Source organism: Gordonia sp. UBA7599 (genome assembly GCA_002477755.1).
Lineage (GTDB): Bacteria > Actinomycetota > Actinomycetes > Mycobacteriales > Mycobacteriaceae > Gordonia.
Window position 1 is genome coordinate 1 of sequence record DLKD01000146.1, and the last position, 15,277, is coordinate 15,277.

The 15,277-nt window shown below is 68.3% G+C and carries 17 protein-coding genes; 11 read left to right on the top strand and 6 right to left on the bottom strand.

Going from position 1 to position 15,277, the window contains the following annotated elements; all coding sequences use genetic code 11:
• The 4 genes from B4L26_RS17245 to B4L26_RS17260 form a co-directional block, all read left to right on the top strand.
• The coding region (locus B4L26_RS17245) for a glycosyltransferase (RefSeq protein WP_290720832.1) at positions 1 to 710 on the top strand (710 nt) is incomplete at its 5' end.
• 10 nt (positions 711 to 720) lie between these two features.
• Positions 721 to 915 (top strand): DUF3046 domain-containing protein, encoded by a 195-nt coding sequence (locus tag B4L26_RS17250; protein ID WP_290720833.1) that lies wholly within the window; start codon positions 721 to 723, stop codon positions 913 to 915.
• A gap of 173 nt (positions 916 to 1,088) precedes the next feature.
• Entirely contained in the window at positions 1,089 to 2,153 is a 1,065-nt protein-coding gene (gene recA, locus B4L26_RS17255) for a recombinase RecA (RefSeq protein ID WP_290720834.1), read from the top strand.
• 13 nt (positions 2,154 to 2,166) lie between these two features.
• Positions 2,167 to 2,700 carry a regulatory protein RecX gene (locus tag B4L26_RS17260; RefSeq protein WP_290720837.1) on the top strand — a complete coding sequence of 178 codons (534 nt, stop codon included), beginning with the start codon at positions 2,167 to 2,169 and terminating at the stop codon, positions 2,698 to 2,700.
• 24 nt (positions 2,701 to 2,724) lie between these two features.
• On the opposite strand, the gene B4L26_RS17265 is transcribed toward B4L26_RS17260, so the two are convergent.
• The 4 genes from B4L26_RS17265 to B4L26_RS17280 are packed head-to-tail and all read right to left on the bottom strand — an operon-like array spanning position 2,725 to position 6,009.
• Positions 2,725 to 3,594, bottom strand: a complete 870-nt coding sequence (locus B4L26_RS17265) for an amino acid ABC transporter permease (protein ID WP_290720839.1) — start codon at positions 3,592 to 3,594, stop codon at positions 2,725 to 2,727.
• Positions 3,591 to 4,274 (bottom strand): amino acid ABC transporter permease, encoded by a 684-nt coding sequence (locus B4L26_RS17270; protein WP_290720840.1) that lies wholly within the window; start codon positions 4,272 to 4,274, stop codon positions 3,591 to 3,593. The genes B4L26_RS17265 and B4L26_RS17270 overlap by 4 nt, the downstream gene beginning before the upstream one ends.
• Entirely contained in the window at positions 4,271 to 5,281 is a 1,011-nt protein-coding gene (locus B4L26_RS17275) for a transporter substrate-binding domain-containing protein (RefSeq protein ID WP_290720841.1), read from the bottom strand. The genes B4L26_RS17270 and B4L26_RS17275 overlap by 4 nt, the downstream gene beginning before the upstream one ends.
• Positions 5,281 to 6,009: an amino acid ABC transporter ATP-binding protein gene (locus tag B4L26_RS17280; protein ID WP_290720856.1), complete on the bottom strand. Its 729-nt coding sequence runs from the start codon at positions 6,007 to 6,009 to the stop codon at positions 5,281 to 5,283. Before B4L26_RS17280 ends, B4L26_RS17275 begins: the two co-directional genes overlap by 1 nt.
• Before the next feature lie 89 nt (positions 6,010 to 6,098).
• On the opposite strand from B4L26_RS17280, the gene miaB reads away from it, so the two are divergent.
• From miaB to B4L26_RS17295, 3 genes are read left to right on the top strand one after another with little or no spacing between them, the layout of a single operon-like run.
• Entirely contained in the window at positions 6,099 to 7,637 is a 1,539-nt protein-coding gene (gene miaB, locus B4L26_RS17285) for a tRNA (N6-isopentenyl adenosine(37)-C2)-methylthiotransferase MiaB (protein ID WP_290720844.1), read from the top strand.
• A complete protein-coding gene (locus tag B4L26_RS17290) occupies positions 7,637 to 8,287 on the top strand; it encodes a hypothetical protein (protein ID WP_409563435.1) in 651 nt (216 codons plus the stop codon). The genes miaB and B4L26_RS17290 overlap by 1 nt, the downstream gene beginning before the upstream one ends.
• A 4-nt stretch (positions 8,288 to 8,291) precedes the next feature.
• Positions 8,292 to 8,666 carry an antibiotic biosynthesis monooxygenase family protein gene (locus B4L26_RS17295; protein ID WP_290720846.1) on the top strand — a complete coding sequence of 125 codons (375 nt, stop codon included), beginning with the start codon at positions 8,292 to 8,294 and terminating at the stop codon, positions 8,664 to 8,666.
• 500 nt (positions 8,667 to 9,166) lie between these two features.
• Here the strand turns inward: B4L26_RS17295 and B4L26_RS17300 are convergent, their stop codons facing one another.
• Positions 9,167 to 10,525 carry a DUF349 domain-containing protein gene (locus B4L26_RS17300; protein WP_290720847.1) on the bottom strand — a complete coding sequence of 453 codons (1,359 nt, stop codon included), beginning with the start codon at positions 10,523 to 10,525 and terminating at the stop codon, positions 9,167 to 9,169.
• Between the two features lie 113 nt (positions 10,526 to 10,638).
• On the opposite strand from B4L26_RS17300, the gene B4L26_RS17305 reads away from it, so the two are divergent.
• From B4L26_RS17305 to hflX, 4 genes are all read left to right on the top strand, one after another.
• Positions 10,639 to 11,370 (top strand): hypothetical protein, encoded by a 732-nt coding sequence (locus tag B4L26_RS17305; RefSeq protein ID WP_290720848.1) that lies wholly within the window; start codon positions 10,639 to 10,641, stop codon positions 11,368 to 11,370.
• Complete coding sequence (gene miaA / locus B4L26_RS17310) at positions 11,367 to 12,287, top strand: tRNA (adenosine(37)-N6)-dimethylallyltransferase MiaA (protein ID WP_290720849.1); 921 nt, start codon at positions 11,367 to 11,369, stop codon at positions 12,285 to 12,287. The genes B4L26_RS17305 and miaA overlap by 4 nt, the downstream gene beginning before the upstream one ends.
• A 9-nt stretch (positions 12,288 to 12,296) precedes the next feature.
• The gene (gene dapF, locus B4L26_RS17315; protein ID WP_290720851.1) at positions 12,297 to 13,199 is read left to right on the top strand and encodes a diaminopimelate epimerase; all 903 of its coding nucleotides are present in this window, start codon (positions 12,297 to 12,299) and stop codon (positions 13,197 to 13,199) included.
• A gap of 65 nt (positions 13,200 to 13,264) precedes the next feature.
• Positions 13,265 to 14,713 (top strand): GTPase HflX, encoded by a 1,449-nt coding sequence (hflX, locus tag B4L26_RS17320; RefSeq protein ID WP_290720853.1) that lies wholly within the window; start codon positions 13,265 to 13,267, stop codon positions 14,711 to 14,713.
• Positions 14,714 to 14,716: 3 nt separating this feature from the next.
• Here the strand turns inward: hflX and lexA are convergent.
• Positions 14,717 to 15,277, bottom strand: a 561-nt coding sequence (gene lexA / locus B4L26_RS17325; RefSeq protein ID WP_290720855.1) for a transcriptional repressor LexA, incomplete at its 5' end; no start/stop codon positions are given.

The following is a 15,277-nucleotide window of genomic DNA, read 5'->3' on the forward strand; positions in this document are numbered from 1 at the left end:
GGAAGGCGCAGCGCGCCGCGGCACGGGCGGGGATCGGACTGGACGGCCCGGAGCGGCCGTCGGGGCGCCTGATCGCCACGTTGCCCGCGCTGGAGGTGCGCCGTCCCGATTGGCCGGCCGACGCGCACCTCGTCGGCCCACTGTTGTGGGAGCCGACGCGGGAGCTGTTCGACGTGCCGCAGACCCCTGATCCGCTGGTAGTGGTCGCGCCCTCGACGGCGGCCACCGGTCAGGGAGGGCTCCTCGACGCCGCGCTGCGCGGACTAGGCACCGACGTGCTGGGGCGCCCGGTGCGAGTGGTGGTCTCCGGGCTCGGTGTGCCCAGCGCGGAGCAGTGCCGCGAGGGTAAGGGCGCTGATATCGCCGAACTCGTGACCGGAACCGGCCGCCAGGACGAAGTCCTGACGAGGGCGTCGGTGGCGGTGTGCGGCGCCGGGCACGGGATGCTCGCCAAGGCGCTAGGGACTGGTGTGCCGGTAGTCATGGTGCCCGGCGGGGGAGACCAGCAGGAACTGGCTGCGCGAGTCACGCGTCTGGGTGCCGGGCTGACGGTGCGCGAGCCCGATCCGGCCGGGGTCGCCCAGGCCGTCGGGCGTGTACTCGCCGAGCCGGGTTTTGCCGACGCGGCGCGGCGGGTGGCCGCGTCCGGAGCGTCGGTCGTCGATCCCGTGACGGTGATGGAGCGCGCGCTCTCCTCGAGCGCGACGTAGGGTCGGCGATATGCGCCTGACCGACTTCACCGAGCTCATGAACACCCAGTTCGGCGCGCAAACGGCAGCATCGATGCTGGTCGACCACGTGTTGCCCGACCTTGGAGGGCGGACCGGCGCGCAGGCGATCGACGACGGTGTGGACCCGCGCGAGGTGTGGCGGCTGCTGTGCCGAGACTTCGACGTTCCGCGCGCCCAATGGTGAGACACGCCGCGGTGTGTCGGTGACGAACAGACGTTCGAAACGCGTGTAGGGTCGGCCATGGAACCGAACAACGACCGTCATGCGTCCAAGTTGTTGCCGGGGATTGTCAGACCCCGCCGCTAGCGTGACGCAGACAACGACCCGAACACCACCGCGCACCCCAAGGAGACATCATGGCCCCCGCTTCGCAGGACCGCGAGAAGGCACTCGATCTGGCCCTGGCTCAGATCGACAAGAACTACGGCAAGGGCTCGGTCATGCGGCTGGGCGAGGAGACCCGACAGCCCATCGAGGTCATCCCGACCGGGTCGGTGGCGCTGGACATCGCGCTGGGCATCGGCGGACTGCCGCGCGGGCGTGTCGTCGAGATCTACGGTCCGGAGTCCTCGGGCAAGACGACGGTGGCCCTGCACGCGGTGGCCAACGCACAGGCCCTGGGCGGCATCGCGGCGTTCATCGACGCCGAGCACGCGCTGGACCCCGACTACGCAGCCAAGCTGGGCGTCGACACCGACGAGCTGCTGGTCTCGCAGCCCGACACCGGTGAGCAAGCACTGGAGATCGCCGACATGCTGATCCGCTCGGGCGCGCTGGATATCCTGGTCATCGACTCGGTGGCCGCGCTGGTCCCGCGTGCGGAGATCGAGGGTGAGATGGGCGACAGCCACGTCGGCCTGCAGGCCCGTTTGATGAGCCAGGCACTGCGCAAGATGACCTCGGCGCTGAGCAACTCCAACACCACCGCCATCTTCATCAACCAGCTGCGCGAGAAGATCGGCGTCATGTTCGGTTCGCCGGAGACGACGACCGGCGGCAAGGCGCTGAAGTTCTACTCGTCGGTGCGGTTGGACGTCCGCCGCATCGAGACCCTTAAGGACGGAACGGATGCGGTCGGCAACCGGACCCGCGTGAAGGTCGTGAAGAACAAGGTCGCACCGCCGTTCAAGCAGGCCGAGTTCGACATCCTCTACGGCGAGGGCATCTCGCGCGAGGGCTCGCTGATCGACTTGGGCGTCAACGAGGGATTCATCCGCAAGTCGGGCTCGTGGTTCACCTACGAGGGCGACCAGCTGGGGCAGGGCAAGGAGAACGCCCGCAACTTCCTCAAGGAGAACCCCGACATCGCCGACGAGATCGAGCAGAAGATCAAGGAGAAGCTCGGCGTCGGGATGCCCGGCGGAGCACGTGCCGAGGACCTCGATCCCGATGCCCTCGCACCCGCGCCCGTCGAGTTCTAGATCTCACGGGTCCATGCCGCGCGAGGGGCACGAGGACTCCGGTCGCGAGGATTCCGCTCGTCGCCGGGCATCTGCGTGGGATGTGGCGCTGCAGCTGCTGGGCGTGCGCGCCCGCAGCCGCAGCGAGATGTGCGAACGCCTGGCGCGCCGGGGTTTCTCCGAGGACGAGGTCGAGACGACCATGGCCCGGCTCGACAAGCACGCCCTGCTCGACGACGAGGCCTTCGCCCGTGAATGGGTCCAGTCCCGAGGCGAGCATTCGCGGCGCGGCAGCGTCGGACTGCGGCACGAGCTGCGTGCCAAGGGCATCGACGACGCCGTCGTCGCGGCCGTGCTCACCGAGGTTGATCCCGACGATGAATACCGTCGGGCCAGCGAGCTGGTGGCGCGCAAACTCGCGTCGTCCACGGCAGACCTGTCCGACCGGTCGGTGCGGGACTCGCTGACGCGCCGATTGTCGGGCATGCTTCTGCGGCGCGGCTTCCCGTCGGGGCTGGTTCGCGACGTCGTCGACGAACAACTGCGCGAGCACGCCGCCGCGGGGTGAATGCCGTCGGGTGATTGCCGCCGATCAGGGGGCAATGGCGTCCTCGAGGTCGACAGCATCGACCTCGCCGCGCTTGCCGCGTCCACTGCGCAGCCGCTGCTCGAGCCACGTCGCGAATGCGGTCAGGGCGAAGTTGATCACGATCATCACGATCGCGACGACCACCAGCGCCGGCAGGTAGTTGCCGTAGTAGGAGGCCGACATGACACCCGACCGTACGACCTCGAGGTAGCCGATCAGATAGCCCAGCGCACTGTCCTTGAGGGCGACCACCATCTGTGACACCAGGGCGGGCAGCATCGCAGTGACCGCCTGGGGGAGCAGGATCAGGCGCATCAGCTGCGACTTGCGCAGGCCCAGGGCGGTCCCCGCCTCCGACTGGCCCTTCGGCAGCGAGTTGATGCCAGCGCGCAGGATCTCGGCGATGACCGTCCCGTTGTAGAGGGTCAGGCCCGTGACGACTGCCGCGAACGCCAGTTGCGACGGCGGCACGATGCCGTATTGGGCGTAGAAGTAGTAGGTGAACAGGATGAGCAGCAGTACCGGGATGGCGCGGAAGCCCTCGGTGAAGGCGCCGCAGAACCAGCGCACCGCGCGATGGTCGGAGAGTCGGCCGATTCCCAGGAGCGCCCCGAGGACCAGCGCGGCCAGGATCGAGACGAACGCCGCCTTGAGGGTGCCGACCAGGCCGGGGAGGATGTAGATCGTCCACGTCGAGACCTTGAGGAATGGCGTCCACATATCCGCGTCGAACTGTTCGTTGCGCGCCAGGCGCACGATGACCCACGCGACGATCAGGGCGAGGATGCCGATGAAGACCGCGGCGGCGATCGCGTTGCGGGTTCTAGCCCGAGGACCGGGGGCGTCGTAGAGGACGCTCGACTCGCCGCTCATCGCTTCACCGCGAATCGTTTGGCCAACCAGCCGAAGGCGAAGCCCTCGCTGAGGGTGATGATCATGAAGCAGACGGCGATGATTGCGAAGATGCCCAGGATCACGTTGGCGTGGTTCTCGATCTGCGTCTTCATCAGCAGTGCGGCTTCACTGACCCCGATGATCGAGGCGACGGTGGTGTTCTTGGTGAGCGCGATCAGCACGCTGCCCATCGGCGCGATGACGGCGCGCATCGCCTGGGGCAGCACGATCATCCCGAACACCTGGGTGAATCCGAGCCCGAGGGACCGGGCGGCCTCGGCCTGGCCGATCGGCACGGTGTTGAAGCCCGCGCGCAGCGTCTCGCAGACGAACGCCGCGGTGTAGACGATGAAGGCAAGGACGGCCAGCCGGAAGTTGTTGTTGTCGACGAAATCGGGGCCCTTGCCCGCCAGCGCTATCCCGAGGTTGGTGTAGAGGCCCAGCGAGGCGAACAAGACGAGCAGCGTGAGTGGTGTGTTGCGCACGATGTTGACGTACCCGACGGCGAACCAGCGCATCACTGGAACGGGCGACACGCGCATGCCGGCGAGTGCCACCCCCCAGATCAACGCGCCGATCGCCGAGAAGAACGTCAGTTTCAACGTCGTCCAGAACGCCGGCCACAGGCCTGGCGACATGTCGGCCCACAGTGTGCTCACGGCGCCATCCCCTCCGGACACGGAGTCGCCTTCGAGTCCAGGAATGAGAGATCACCCGGCATCGGGAGGAAGCCGAACTTGGAATCGGGGGCGGCCGCACGGGCGATCATGGCGTCGACCATCTCATTGCCGATCGCATTGCGCAGGGCCTCCTCCCAGACGGACGGCTTGCCGGCGCGCGGGGCGAGCATCGCCCGCAGCGCCTCGTTGACCGCGGCGACGGAATCGGGCTGGCCCTTGGCCATCCCGATGCCGTACCGCTCGGTCGAGAACGGTCGCCCGGCGGGGATGAAGTCGCCCTTCGGGCTGCAGGTGTCGCGCGGGTAGGTCATGCTGAGCACCCGCAGGTCCGATTTCGGGAAGAAGTGGGCGTAGCCGGCGAGGATCACCTCGTCGGTGGTGAGTGCATCAACGCGGTCGTTGCGCAGCGCCTCGACGCAGGACGAGTAGGAGTCGTACTCCTGCAGCTGGACGTCGGGCAGCTCGCGCTTGACGTTCTGTGCCGGTGTGGACCCGGTGACCGAGCACAGCATCCGCTCGGGGTTGTCGAGGTCGGTCAACGACTTGACCGGCGAGTCGGCGCCGCGGACCAGCAGGCCCTGGTAGTTGATGAGGTAGGGCCCGGCGAAGTCGATCTTCTTGACCCGGCTGGCACTGATCGAATAGGTGGCGGCGATCATGTCGACCTCGCCGTAGCTGATCAGCGCCTCGCGTTGCGCCGACGGCGTTTCCCGCCACTTAATGCGCGGGGCCGGCACGCCCAGCTTCTGTGCGATGTGGTTGACGACGAAGCGCGACACCGTCGGATCGAAGCCGACGAGGTCGTTGTCCACCGGATCGCGCAATCCGAGTCCGGGTTGGTCGTACTTCGTTCCGAGGACGACATACCCCGATCGGATCGATGCGAGGAGGTTGCGCGGTTCGGCGGCCCCGCAGGCACTGAGGAGCCCTGCGCCCACACCGAGGACCGCGAGCGCGGCGACGAGGCGGAAGCGGCGGTGCACCATCAGTGGTCCAGGATCTTCGACAGGAAGTCGCGCGCCCGTTCGCTTTCCGGCGAGCTGAAGAAGGACTCGGGGTCGGTGTCCTCGAGTATGGTCCCGTCGGCCATGAAGATGATGCGCTCGGCCGCCTTGCGCGCGAAGCCCATCTCGTGGGTGACCACGACCATCGTCATACCGTCGTGTGCCAACGACACCATGACGTCGAGGACCTCGTTGACCATCTCCGGGTCGAGGGCCGATGTGGGTTCGTCGAACAGCATGACGCGCGGTTCCATCGCCAACGACCGCGCAATCGCGACACGCTGCTGCTGCCCGCCGGACAGTTGCGCGGGGTATTTGTCGCGCTGTTCGGCGACGCCGACGCGCTCGAGCAGTTCCATTGCCCGCGCTTGTGCCTCTTCTTTGGACTTCTTGCGCACCTTGATCGGGGCGAGGGTGACGTTCTCCAGGATCGTCTTGTGGGAGAACAGATTGAACGACTGGAACACCATGCCCACCTCGGCGCGCAGCGCGGCGAGGTCGCGGCCCTCATCGGGGAGCAGTGTGCCGTCGAGGTAGATCTCGCCGCGGTCGATCGGTTCGAGACGGTTGATCGTGCGACACAGCGTCGACTTGCCGGAGCCCGACGGCCCGAGGAGTACCACCACCTGCCCGGCGGGGATGTCGAGGTTGATGTCGCGCAACACGTGCAGGTCGCCGAAATGCTTGTCGACGTGCTGCAACGAGACCATCGGCGGGGATGTCATGTTAGGTCACCCTAGTCCGGCGGGCGCGGCAGTGCAGTGTAAGTCGATTTGCCGTGCGCACTATCCTGGGACGAGTGAGAACCGATAGTCTGCCCGCCGATGTCGGCGCCGTGCGCCGCTACGAGGTGCGCACTTTCGGCTGCCAGATGAACGTCCACGACTCCGAGCGGATCTCGGGCCTGCTCGAGGATGCCGGGTACGTCGCCGCCGGAGACGGGGACGAGCCCGACCTGGTCGTCTTCAACACGTGCGCGGTGCGTGAGAACGCGGACAACAAGCTCTACGGCAACCTGTCGCACCTGGCGCCGGTCAAGCGCGGCAAGCCGGGGATGCAGATCGCGGTGGGCGGATGCCTGGCGCAGAAGGACCGTTCGACGGTCCTCGATCGTGCGCCCTACGTGGACGTGGTGTTCGGCACCCACAACATCGGTTCGCTACCGGCACTGTTGGACCGGGCCCGCCACAACGACGAGGCGCAGGTCGAGATCCTCGAATCGCTCGACCGCTTCCCGTCGACGCTGCCAGCCCGGCGCGACTCGGCGTATTCGGGGTGGGTGTCGGTGTCGGTCGGGTGCAACAACACCTGCACCTTCTGCATCGTGCCGTCGTTGCGGGGCAAGGAGACCGACCGCCGGCCCGCCGACATTCTCGCCGAGGTACAGGCCCTGGTGGACCAGGGCGTGCTGGAGGTGACGCTGCTCGGTCAGAACGTGAACGCCTACGGGATGTCGTTCGCCGACCCCGACCAGCCCCGCAACCGCGGCGCGTTCGCCGACCTGCTGCGCGCCTGTGGTCGGATCGACGGACTCGAGCGCGTTCGCTTCACTTCACCGCACCCCGCGGAGTTCACCGACGACGTCATCGAGGCGATGGCGGAAACCCCCAACGTGTGCCCGCAGTTGCATATGCCGCTGCAATCGGGCTCCGACCGTGTTTTGCGGGCGATGCGCCGTTCCTACCGGCAGTCGAAGTACCTCGGCATCCTCGACAGGGTTCGGGCGGCAATGCCGCATGCGGCGATCACGACTGACATCATCGTCGGCTTCCCCGGGGAGACCGAGGAGGATTTCCAGGCCACCCTCGACGTCGTCGAAGCGGCCCGGTTCAGCTCGGCGTTCACCTTCCAGTACTCGCCTCGTCCGGGGACGCCCGCCGCGACGATGTCCGACCAGGTGCCGCCGGAGGTCGTGACAGAGCGGTATCAACGGCTGATCGCCCTTCAGGAGAAGGTGTGCCTGGCCGGCAACGAGGCCCTCGTCGGCACCGAGGTGGAGCTGTTGGTCAGCGCCGATTCGAGCCGTAAGAGCGCCGAGCACGATCGGTTGACCGGTCGCGCCCGCGACGGGCGTCTCGTGCACTTCGCGCCTGTCGGGGTTGATGGGCCGATCAGGCCCGGCGACATTGTCACGACGACGATCACGTCGGCGGCGCCACACCACCTGATGGCCGACGGCGGCGTCCTCACGGTCCGCAACACGCGCGCCGGCGACGCACACGAGGCCAACCTGCGGCCGGTCACCGCGTCGACCGGAGTGGGTCTGGGCCTGCCGACGATCGGCGCCCGACCGCCCGAGCCGGTCTCGACCGGCTGCTCGTCGGGTGGCTGCAACTGATGACGGGACACAATGTGAGCAACGATCCGGCAGATTCTCAATCGGAGTTCAAGCAATTCGAGGCGCAACTGCGCAAGACCGAGAAGAAGGTCGCCGGGGAGATCGACCCGGGTGCCCGCGCTGTCGTCGTCGCCGTCGCGGTACTGGTGGCGGTGGTGTCGCTGGCGCTGCCGCACACCGGCTCGGTCAACGGCTTCGATGTGTTGAGCTACAACGCCGCCGCCCAGGAAGCCCACGTCACCATCACTTCGCGTGTGTTCGTGTACCTGGTGCTGATCTTCGGCATCGTCGTCTCGTCGTTGGCGCTGGTCACGCGGCGCTGGGTCTTGGCGTGGATCGCGTTGTGCGGGTCCATGGTGTCGGTGGTCGCGGGGATGCTCGCATGGTGGACCCGCACGACCCCGGGCCTGAACGCCGCGACCGGGCCAGACGGTCGTTTGCTGCCGCCGCCGGGCGGCATCGGCGCGGGGCTGATCCTCGGCATCGTGGCAATGGCGGTGCTGGCGTTCCACTGGGCCCGCGTCGTGTGGTCGCGCAACGCCTACCAGCTCGTGTTGGAGACGCAGCGCCGCGAGGCCGCGGCCCGCGAGGACGAGCGGATGCGCCGCCTGACCGACCCGACTCGCCACGAGGACGAATCCGGCGGCTGACACCATGTCGCCGACCGAGCCCAATCCCGCGTCGACCGAGCCAAGCACGGTGGCCATGGCTATCGCGAAGACACCGAAGCCGCCCTACGTGGTTGTCATCTTTTCGTCGATCCGGACCGGCGACGACGGCGATGGCTACGCATCGATGGCGGAGGAAATGGACCGTTTGGCGGCGGCGCAACCGGGCTATCTCGGCGTCGAATCAGCCCGGGACGTCGACGGTTTCGGCCTCACTGCGTCGTACTGGACCGATGAGCAGGCCGCGCGTGCATGGAAGGGTGTGGCCGAGCATGCGGTTGCCCAAAGACTGGGCAGGGAGCGGTGGTATCGCTCTTACCGCGTCCGGATCGCCACGGTGACCCGCGAATACGGCTTCTGAACCGCCGACCGTGCCCGTTCCGGCGGCGACCGAGCCCGATCTGGCGCCGAGCGAGCCCAGATCCACGTTGACCGAGCCCGATCTGGCGTCGAGCGAGCCCAGATCCACGTCGACTGAGCCTGATCGGATGCTGAACGAGCCCACCTCAGTAGTGGCGACGATCGTGCAATGCCGATTCGATCTCGACGAGGATCCGGCGTGACGCGCCCGATGTCAAACGCAGTTCGGACCGGCGCTCGGTTCTTGATCACACGCAGAAATGCCAATGACCTGCGTGGTTGTAGTTCCGGCTGACCCTCTGGACGTACACAACGTCGGGCGGACGGGCTCGGTCGACGACCTATTGGGCTCGGTCGACGACCTGTTGGGCTCGGTCGACGACCAATTGGGCTCGGTCGACGGGGATGTGGGCTCGGTCGACGACCTGTTGGGCTCGGTCGGCGTGAGATTGGGCTCGGTCGACGACCAATTGGGCTCGGTCGGCAGGGATGTGGGCTCGGTCAGCGATCGGAGACCGCGCTTTGGGCGGCCTTCGCCCACTCGCGCCACTGCTCGGCCTGCTCGCGCAGCTTCTTTGCGTCGCCTGCTTTGCCGCGCTCCTCGGCCTTGGCCGCCTGCTCTTCGAGCGCGGCGACCTTCTCGGCAAACTGGGCGGCACGGGCGACGACCTCGGGGTCCTCGCGGCGCCAGTGTTCGCTCTCGGCATCGCGGATACGGCGCTCGAGCGCGCGTAGACGGCCGTCGAGGCGGCCCATCTGCTCGCGCGGCACCTTGCCCAGCTCATCCCACTTCTCTTGCAGCGAGCGGAACGCCGCGCGTGCGCCGGTGAGATCGGCGGCCGGGTCGATCGTGCGCTCGGCCTCGTCGAGCAACTTGGTCTTCGCGTCGGCATTGGCCGAGAACTCCTCGTCGCGTTGCGACGACTCGGCGTTACGCGCCCCGAAGAACACGTCCTGCGCGGCCTTGAACCTCTTCCACAGTGCGTCGTCGACATCGCGGGGCGCTCGACCAGCGGCCTTCCACTCGGTCATCAACTCGCGGAACCGCGCCGACGTCGGACCCCAATCGGTCGACGAGGAGAGCTCTTCGGCCTGCGCGATGAGTTCCTCCTTGCGATCCTTGGCCGTCGCACGCTCGCGGTCCATCTCGGCGAAGTGGGCGCCACGCCGACGGTTGAACTTGTCCCGGGCCCGCGCGTAACGCTTCCACAGCACGTCGTCGGTCTTGCGGTCGATTCCCTTGATCTCACGCCACTCGTCGAGGATGGCCCGGATCCGGTCGCCGGCGCTCTTCCACTGCGTCGAATCGTCGGCGAGGGCCTCGGCTTCGGCGGCGAGCGCCTCCTTGCGTGCCACTGCGGCGTCGCGGTCGTGGGCGCGCTGCGCCTTCACTTCCTCGGCCACATCGTCGGCGGTGGCGGTGATTGCCTGCAGACGGGACTCCAAGGCGCCGACGTCGCCGATCACGTGCGCGGTGGGCAGCGCGTCCAGCAGGTGCTGGGCGGCGGCACGAGTCTTGCGTGGATCGCCCGACCGTGCTGCCAAACGCTCCTCGAGGATCTCGACCTCGGTGGCGAGGTCCTCGAAGCGCCGCGAATAGTGGGCGAGGCCCTCCTCGGGGCTCCCGGCCTGCCACTGGCCGACCTCCCGCTCGCCGTCGGCAGTCTTGAGCCAGACCACGCCTTTCTCATCGACCCGCCCGAACTCGTGCGGATCGCCGGCCGGAGTGGGGTGATGGGTGATCGGCGCATTCGTCACCGGCGGTGCGCCGCCGGGCCGCGGACCCGGGCGCGGGCCCGGCTTCGGACCCGGTTTGGGGGTGGACGGTGCGTCGTTGCTGGGGGAGTCGGGGGTCGTCATGGCGGTGTCCTCACCGTTCGTGCCGCGCGTCACGGCTGCCGCTTGTTCTCTCAGGCGCCGGGGGACCCGGGCGCTCGGGCTCTATTCAAGCAGGTCGACTAGCGTTGTGGGTTGTGTTGATTTCGGCGGTATTCATCCCGGGTGGGCCCGCGCTGGTGCCGGAGGTGTCGGGTCCACGGGCCTCTGAACTGGATGCCGTCCGTGCCGCGGTGGCAGTGGCGGCCACCGAACTGGGTGCTCTGACGCAGTCGTGGTGGGCGCTGGGCGGCGACGATCCGACGGCGACGGACAGTCCCGCGGAGTCGACGGGGGCCGGAACCTTCGGCGGCTTTGGTGTCGATCGTGCGATTGCGCTGCGCCCCGATGCCGTCGGCGCGCCGCCGTCACCACTGCCGACGTCGATGCTTATGGCCGGGTGGGTGCGCGAGCTCGCCGGTTCGCCGTCGCCGACCCTCACGCCGATCGTCGTGGCTCCCGACGACCACGAGACGCGGTGTCACGAGGTCGGTACGGAGCTGGCCGAGCGGATCGCCGCGGCCTCCGGTGACACCGCGCTACTCGTCGTTGGGGACGGCGCGGTGTATCTGGATGCGCGGGCCCCCGGCGGCGGGTTTGAGCCCGACGCGGCCGCGCTGCAGACCGAGATCGACGCGGCACTCGCCTCCGGTGATCCGGCAGTCCTGCGCGCGCTCGACTGGGAACGCTGCGCCCGTTGGGGCGCGGCGGGACGGTCGGTCTGGGAGGTCGTCGCAGCCTGTGCGCCCGGTCCGGCGACCGCTACCGTCTCCTACACCGGCGCACCGCTCGGCGTCGGCTACACCGTCGCCACCTGGCGGTTCGGGTGAGCGCAGCCACCCCGGTTTTTGTCGTCGGCCCGACGGCCAGCGGTAAGTCGGATCTCGCGCTCGATCTCGCCGAACGTTTCGACGGCGAGATCGTCAACGCCGACGCGATGCAGCAGTACCGCGGTATGGACATCGGCACCGCGAAGGTGCCGCCGGCCCAGCGCCGCGGGATCGTCCATCACCAGTTCGACGTCCTCGATGTGACAGAGACGGCGACCGCCGCCCGCTATCAATCGGCAGCGATCGCCGACGTCGAGGCAATCCTGCACCGCGGCGTGACTCCGGTCATCGTCGGCGGGTCGATGATGTACTACCAGGCCCTTGTCGACGAGTGGTCCATGCCGCCCACCGATCCCACTGTCCGGGCACGGTTCGAGGGTGACCTCGATGCCGTCGGCACGCAGGAGATGCATCGACGCCTGGGCGCCGTCGATCCGGTGGCCGCCGCGACGATCCTGCCCACCGACGGTCGCCGGATCGTCCGGGCCCTCGAGGTGGTCGAGTTGACCGGTGCGCCGTTTACTGCGTCGCAACCGCAAATCGGTGAACCGCGATGGAATGCCGTGATCGTCGGTGTGGACCGCGATACCGGGCCCCTCGACGAGCGGATTGCCGCACGCACCGACGCGATGTTCGCCGCCGGACTACTCGACGAGGTGGCCGGGCTGCTCGAGCAGGGGCTGCGCGACGGACAGACCGCGATCCGCGCTATCGGCTACGCGCAGGCGGTCGCACACCTCGACGGCGAGTACGACGAGGAGCGTGCGCGGGAGCTCACGTTCATCGGGACCAGGCGCTATGTCAGGCGTCAGCGCTCCTGGTTCCGGCGCGACCCGCGGATCCGGTGGTTCGACGGTGCCGACGACGGGCTCGCCAGCGCCGTCGCCGAGCATTTCGCGTCGGCGCGGGCCCGGTAGACTGTCCCGGTGACCAGCGCAACGTCGCAGCCCACGGCCTTCTGGAAGGGCCACGGGACGCAGAACGACTTCGTCATCGTCGACGACCTTGACGTCCGGCTCGCTCTGGAGCCGTCGACGGTCGCCGCGCTGTGCGATCGCCAGCGGGGGATTGGCGCCGACGGGTTGTTGCGCGTTGCGCGCGCCGGTGCACTCGTCGACGCCGGGGTGCTCGCCGGCCTCGGCGAGGGCATTGCTGACGACGACCTCTTCATGGACTACCGCAACGGCGACGGCTCGATCGCCGAGATGTGCGGCAACGGCGTGCGCGTCTTCGCCCACTACTGCCGGGTCGCCGGGCTGACCGACCTCGACGAATTCGTCGTCGGCTCGCGGGCCGGTGCGCGCAGGGTGCACATCCACTTGGTCACACCGACGGACGCGGACGTGAGCGTGTCGATGGGCCCGGCGCGCCGCGGCGTCACCTCGTCGGCGACGATCGCCGGTACGACGTATCGCGGACTCGCCGTCGACGTGGGGAACCCACATCTGGCGTGCGTCGTCGGCGGCCTCACCCACAATGAGTTGGCCGCACTGGACCTGAGCGGTGGCGCCGGGTTCGACCCCGGTGTGTTCCCCGAAGGCGTCAACGTCGAGTTGATGACCGAGCCGATCAGCGACGGTGACACGCTGATGGCCTCGATGCGTGTCATCGAGCGCGGAGTGGGGGAGACGCGCAGCTGTGGGACAGGTTTGGTGGCGGCGGCAAGCGCGCTGCTGGCATCGGTCAACCGCGACGAGGGGTTGCTTCGGATCACCGTTCCCGGTGGTCGAGTAGAGGTCGCGATCACCGACGGGGGTGGTTCGTCGGTGCTGCGCGGGCCCTCTCGGCTCGTGGCACGCGGCGAACTCTTCGACGGGGCGCTGGCCTGACCGTTGCGCCGTCGCGCGAAAACCCAGATGCGCCGCGAGCCGCCGCGGTGCCATCATGGACGCATATGACTGACCAAGAACTCACCTTTGTCCCGGACGCCGATCTATCTGCTGCGAGCGCTCCGACGACCGGCGAACTGCAACTTGACGACCGTGCATCCCTGCAGCGCGTCGCGGGTCTATCTACCGAACTCACCGACGTCACCGAAGTCGAGTACCGCCAGTTGCGGCTCGAACGGGTCGTGCTCGTCGGCGTGTGGACGTCGGGCACCGTGGCGCAGGCCCACGCGAACATGGCCGAACTGGCCGCGCTCGCCGAGACGGCCGGCTCACAGGTCCTCGACGCGATCATCCAGCGGCGCAGCAGCCCTGACGCCGCCACCTACATCGGTTCCGGCAAGGCCGACGAGCTGCGCGAGATCGTCGTCGCGACCGGTGCCGACACCGTGATCGCCGACGGCGAGTTGACACCGGCCCAGCTCACGGCCCTGGAGAAGGTGGTCAAGGTCAAGGTTATCGACCGGACCGCCCTCATCCTCGACATATTCGCCCAGCATGCGACGAGTCGTGAGGGTAAGGCGCAGGTCTCGTTGGCGCAGATGGAGTACATGCTCCCGCGACTTCGTGGCTGGGGTCAGTCGATGTCGCGCCAGGCCGGTGGACGGGCGGGCAGCAACGGCGGCGTGGGTCTGCGCGGACCCGGTGAGACGAAGATCGAGACCGATCGGCGCCGGATCCGCGAGCGGATGGCGAAGTTGCGCCGCGAGATCCGTGAGATGAAGACCGCGCGGACGGTCAAGCGCTTGGAGCGCCACCGCAGCGGGGTGCCGACGATCACGGTCGTCGGCTACACCAATGCCGGTAAGTCGAGCCTGGTCAACGCGATGACCGGGTCCGGGGTGCTGGTCCAGGACGCGTTGTTCGCGACCCTCGACCCGACGACCCGACGCGCGCGCTTGGACGACGGGCGCGAAGTGGTGTTCACCGACACCGTCGGCTTTGTCCGGCACCTGCCCACACAGCTCGTCGAGGCATTCCGCTCCACATTGGAGGAGGTGGCCGACGCCGATCTGCTGATCCACGTCGTCGACGGCTCGGAGGCGTTTCCACTCGACCAGGTTGCGGCGGTGCGCACGGTGCTCGGCGAGGTGCTCGACGAGGCCGGTGACGGGCGGCCGCCACCGCCGGAGCTGCTGGTGGTCAACAAGGTCGACGTGATGGACGACCTGGCGCGCGCCGAACTCGCGGCGGCCCTGCCGGGGGCGGTATTCGTCTCCGCACACACCGGAGTCGGGCTCGACGAGCTCTTCGAACGGGTGCGCACCGAGGTGGGCCGTCACGACGTCGAGATGTTCGTCGACGTGCCGTTCGACCGCGGTGCGGTGGTCTCGCGGATCCACGCCGACGGGGAAGTGCTCTCCACCGAGCACCACGGCGCAGGCACGAAGATGCGCGTACGGGTGCCGGCCGCTCTTGCCGGAGAACTCGCCGAATTCAGCGGCGACGCGCGATAGCGCTCAGATCCGCCGCATCACGGTGACGACCTTGCCGAGGATGACGGCATTGTCGCCCGGGATCGGGTCGAACAGCGGGTTGTGCGGCATCAGCCACACGTGGCCGTCGGCCCGCTTGAACGTCTTCACCGTAGCTTCGCCGTCGATCATGGCGGCGACGATGTCACCGTTGTCGGCCACGTTCTGCTGCCGGATGACGACCCAGTCACCGTCGCAGATAGCCGCGTCGACCATGGATTCCCCGACGACCCGCAGCAGGAAGTGCTCGCCATCGCCGACGAGTTCGCGGGGCAGCGGGAAGACGTCCTCGACGGCCTCTTCGGCCAGGATCGGGCCGCCGGCCGCGATCCGGCCGAGCACCGGCACATAGGTCGGCGCAGGCATGCCCTCGGCCGCGGCACCGCCGGGCGGGGGCTGGTTTCTGTCTGCCGCGACGTTGACCGCGCGCGGGCGGTGCGGATCGCGCTTGAGCAGGCCCTTCTGCTCCAGCGTGCGCAGTTGGTAGGCGACTGACGAGGTGGACACGAGGCCGACGGCATCACCGATCTCGCGGATGCTCGGCGG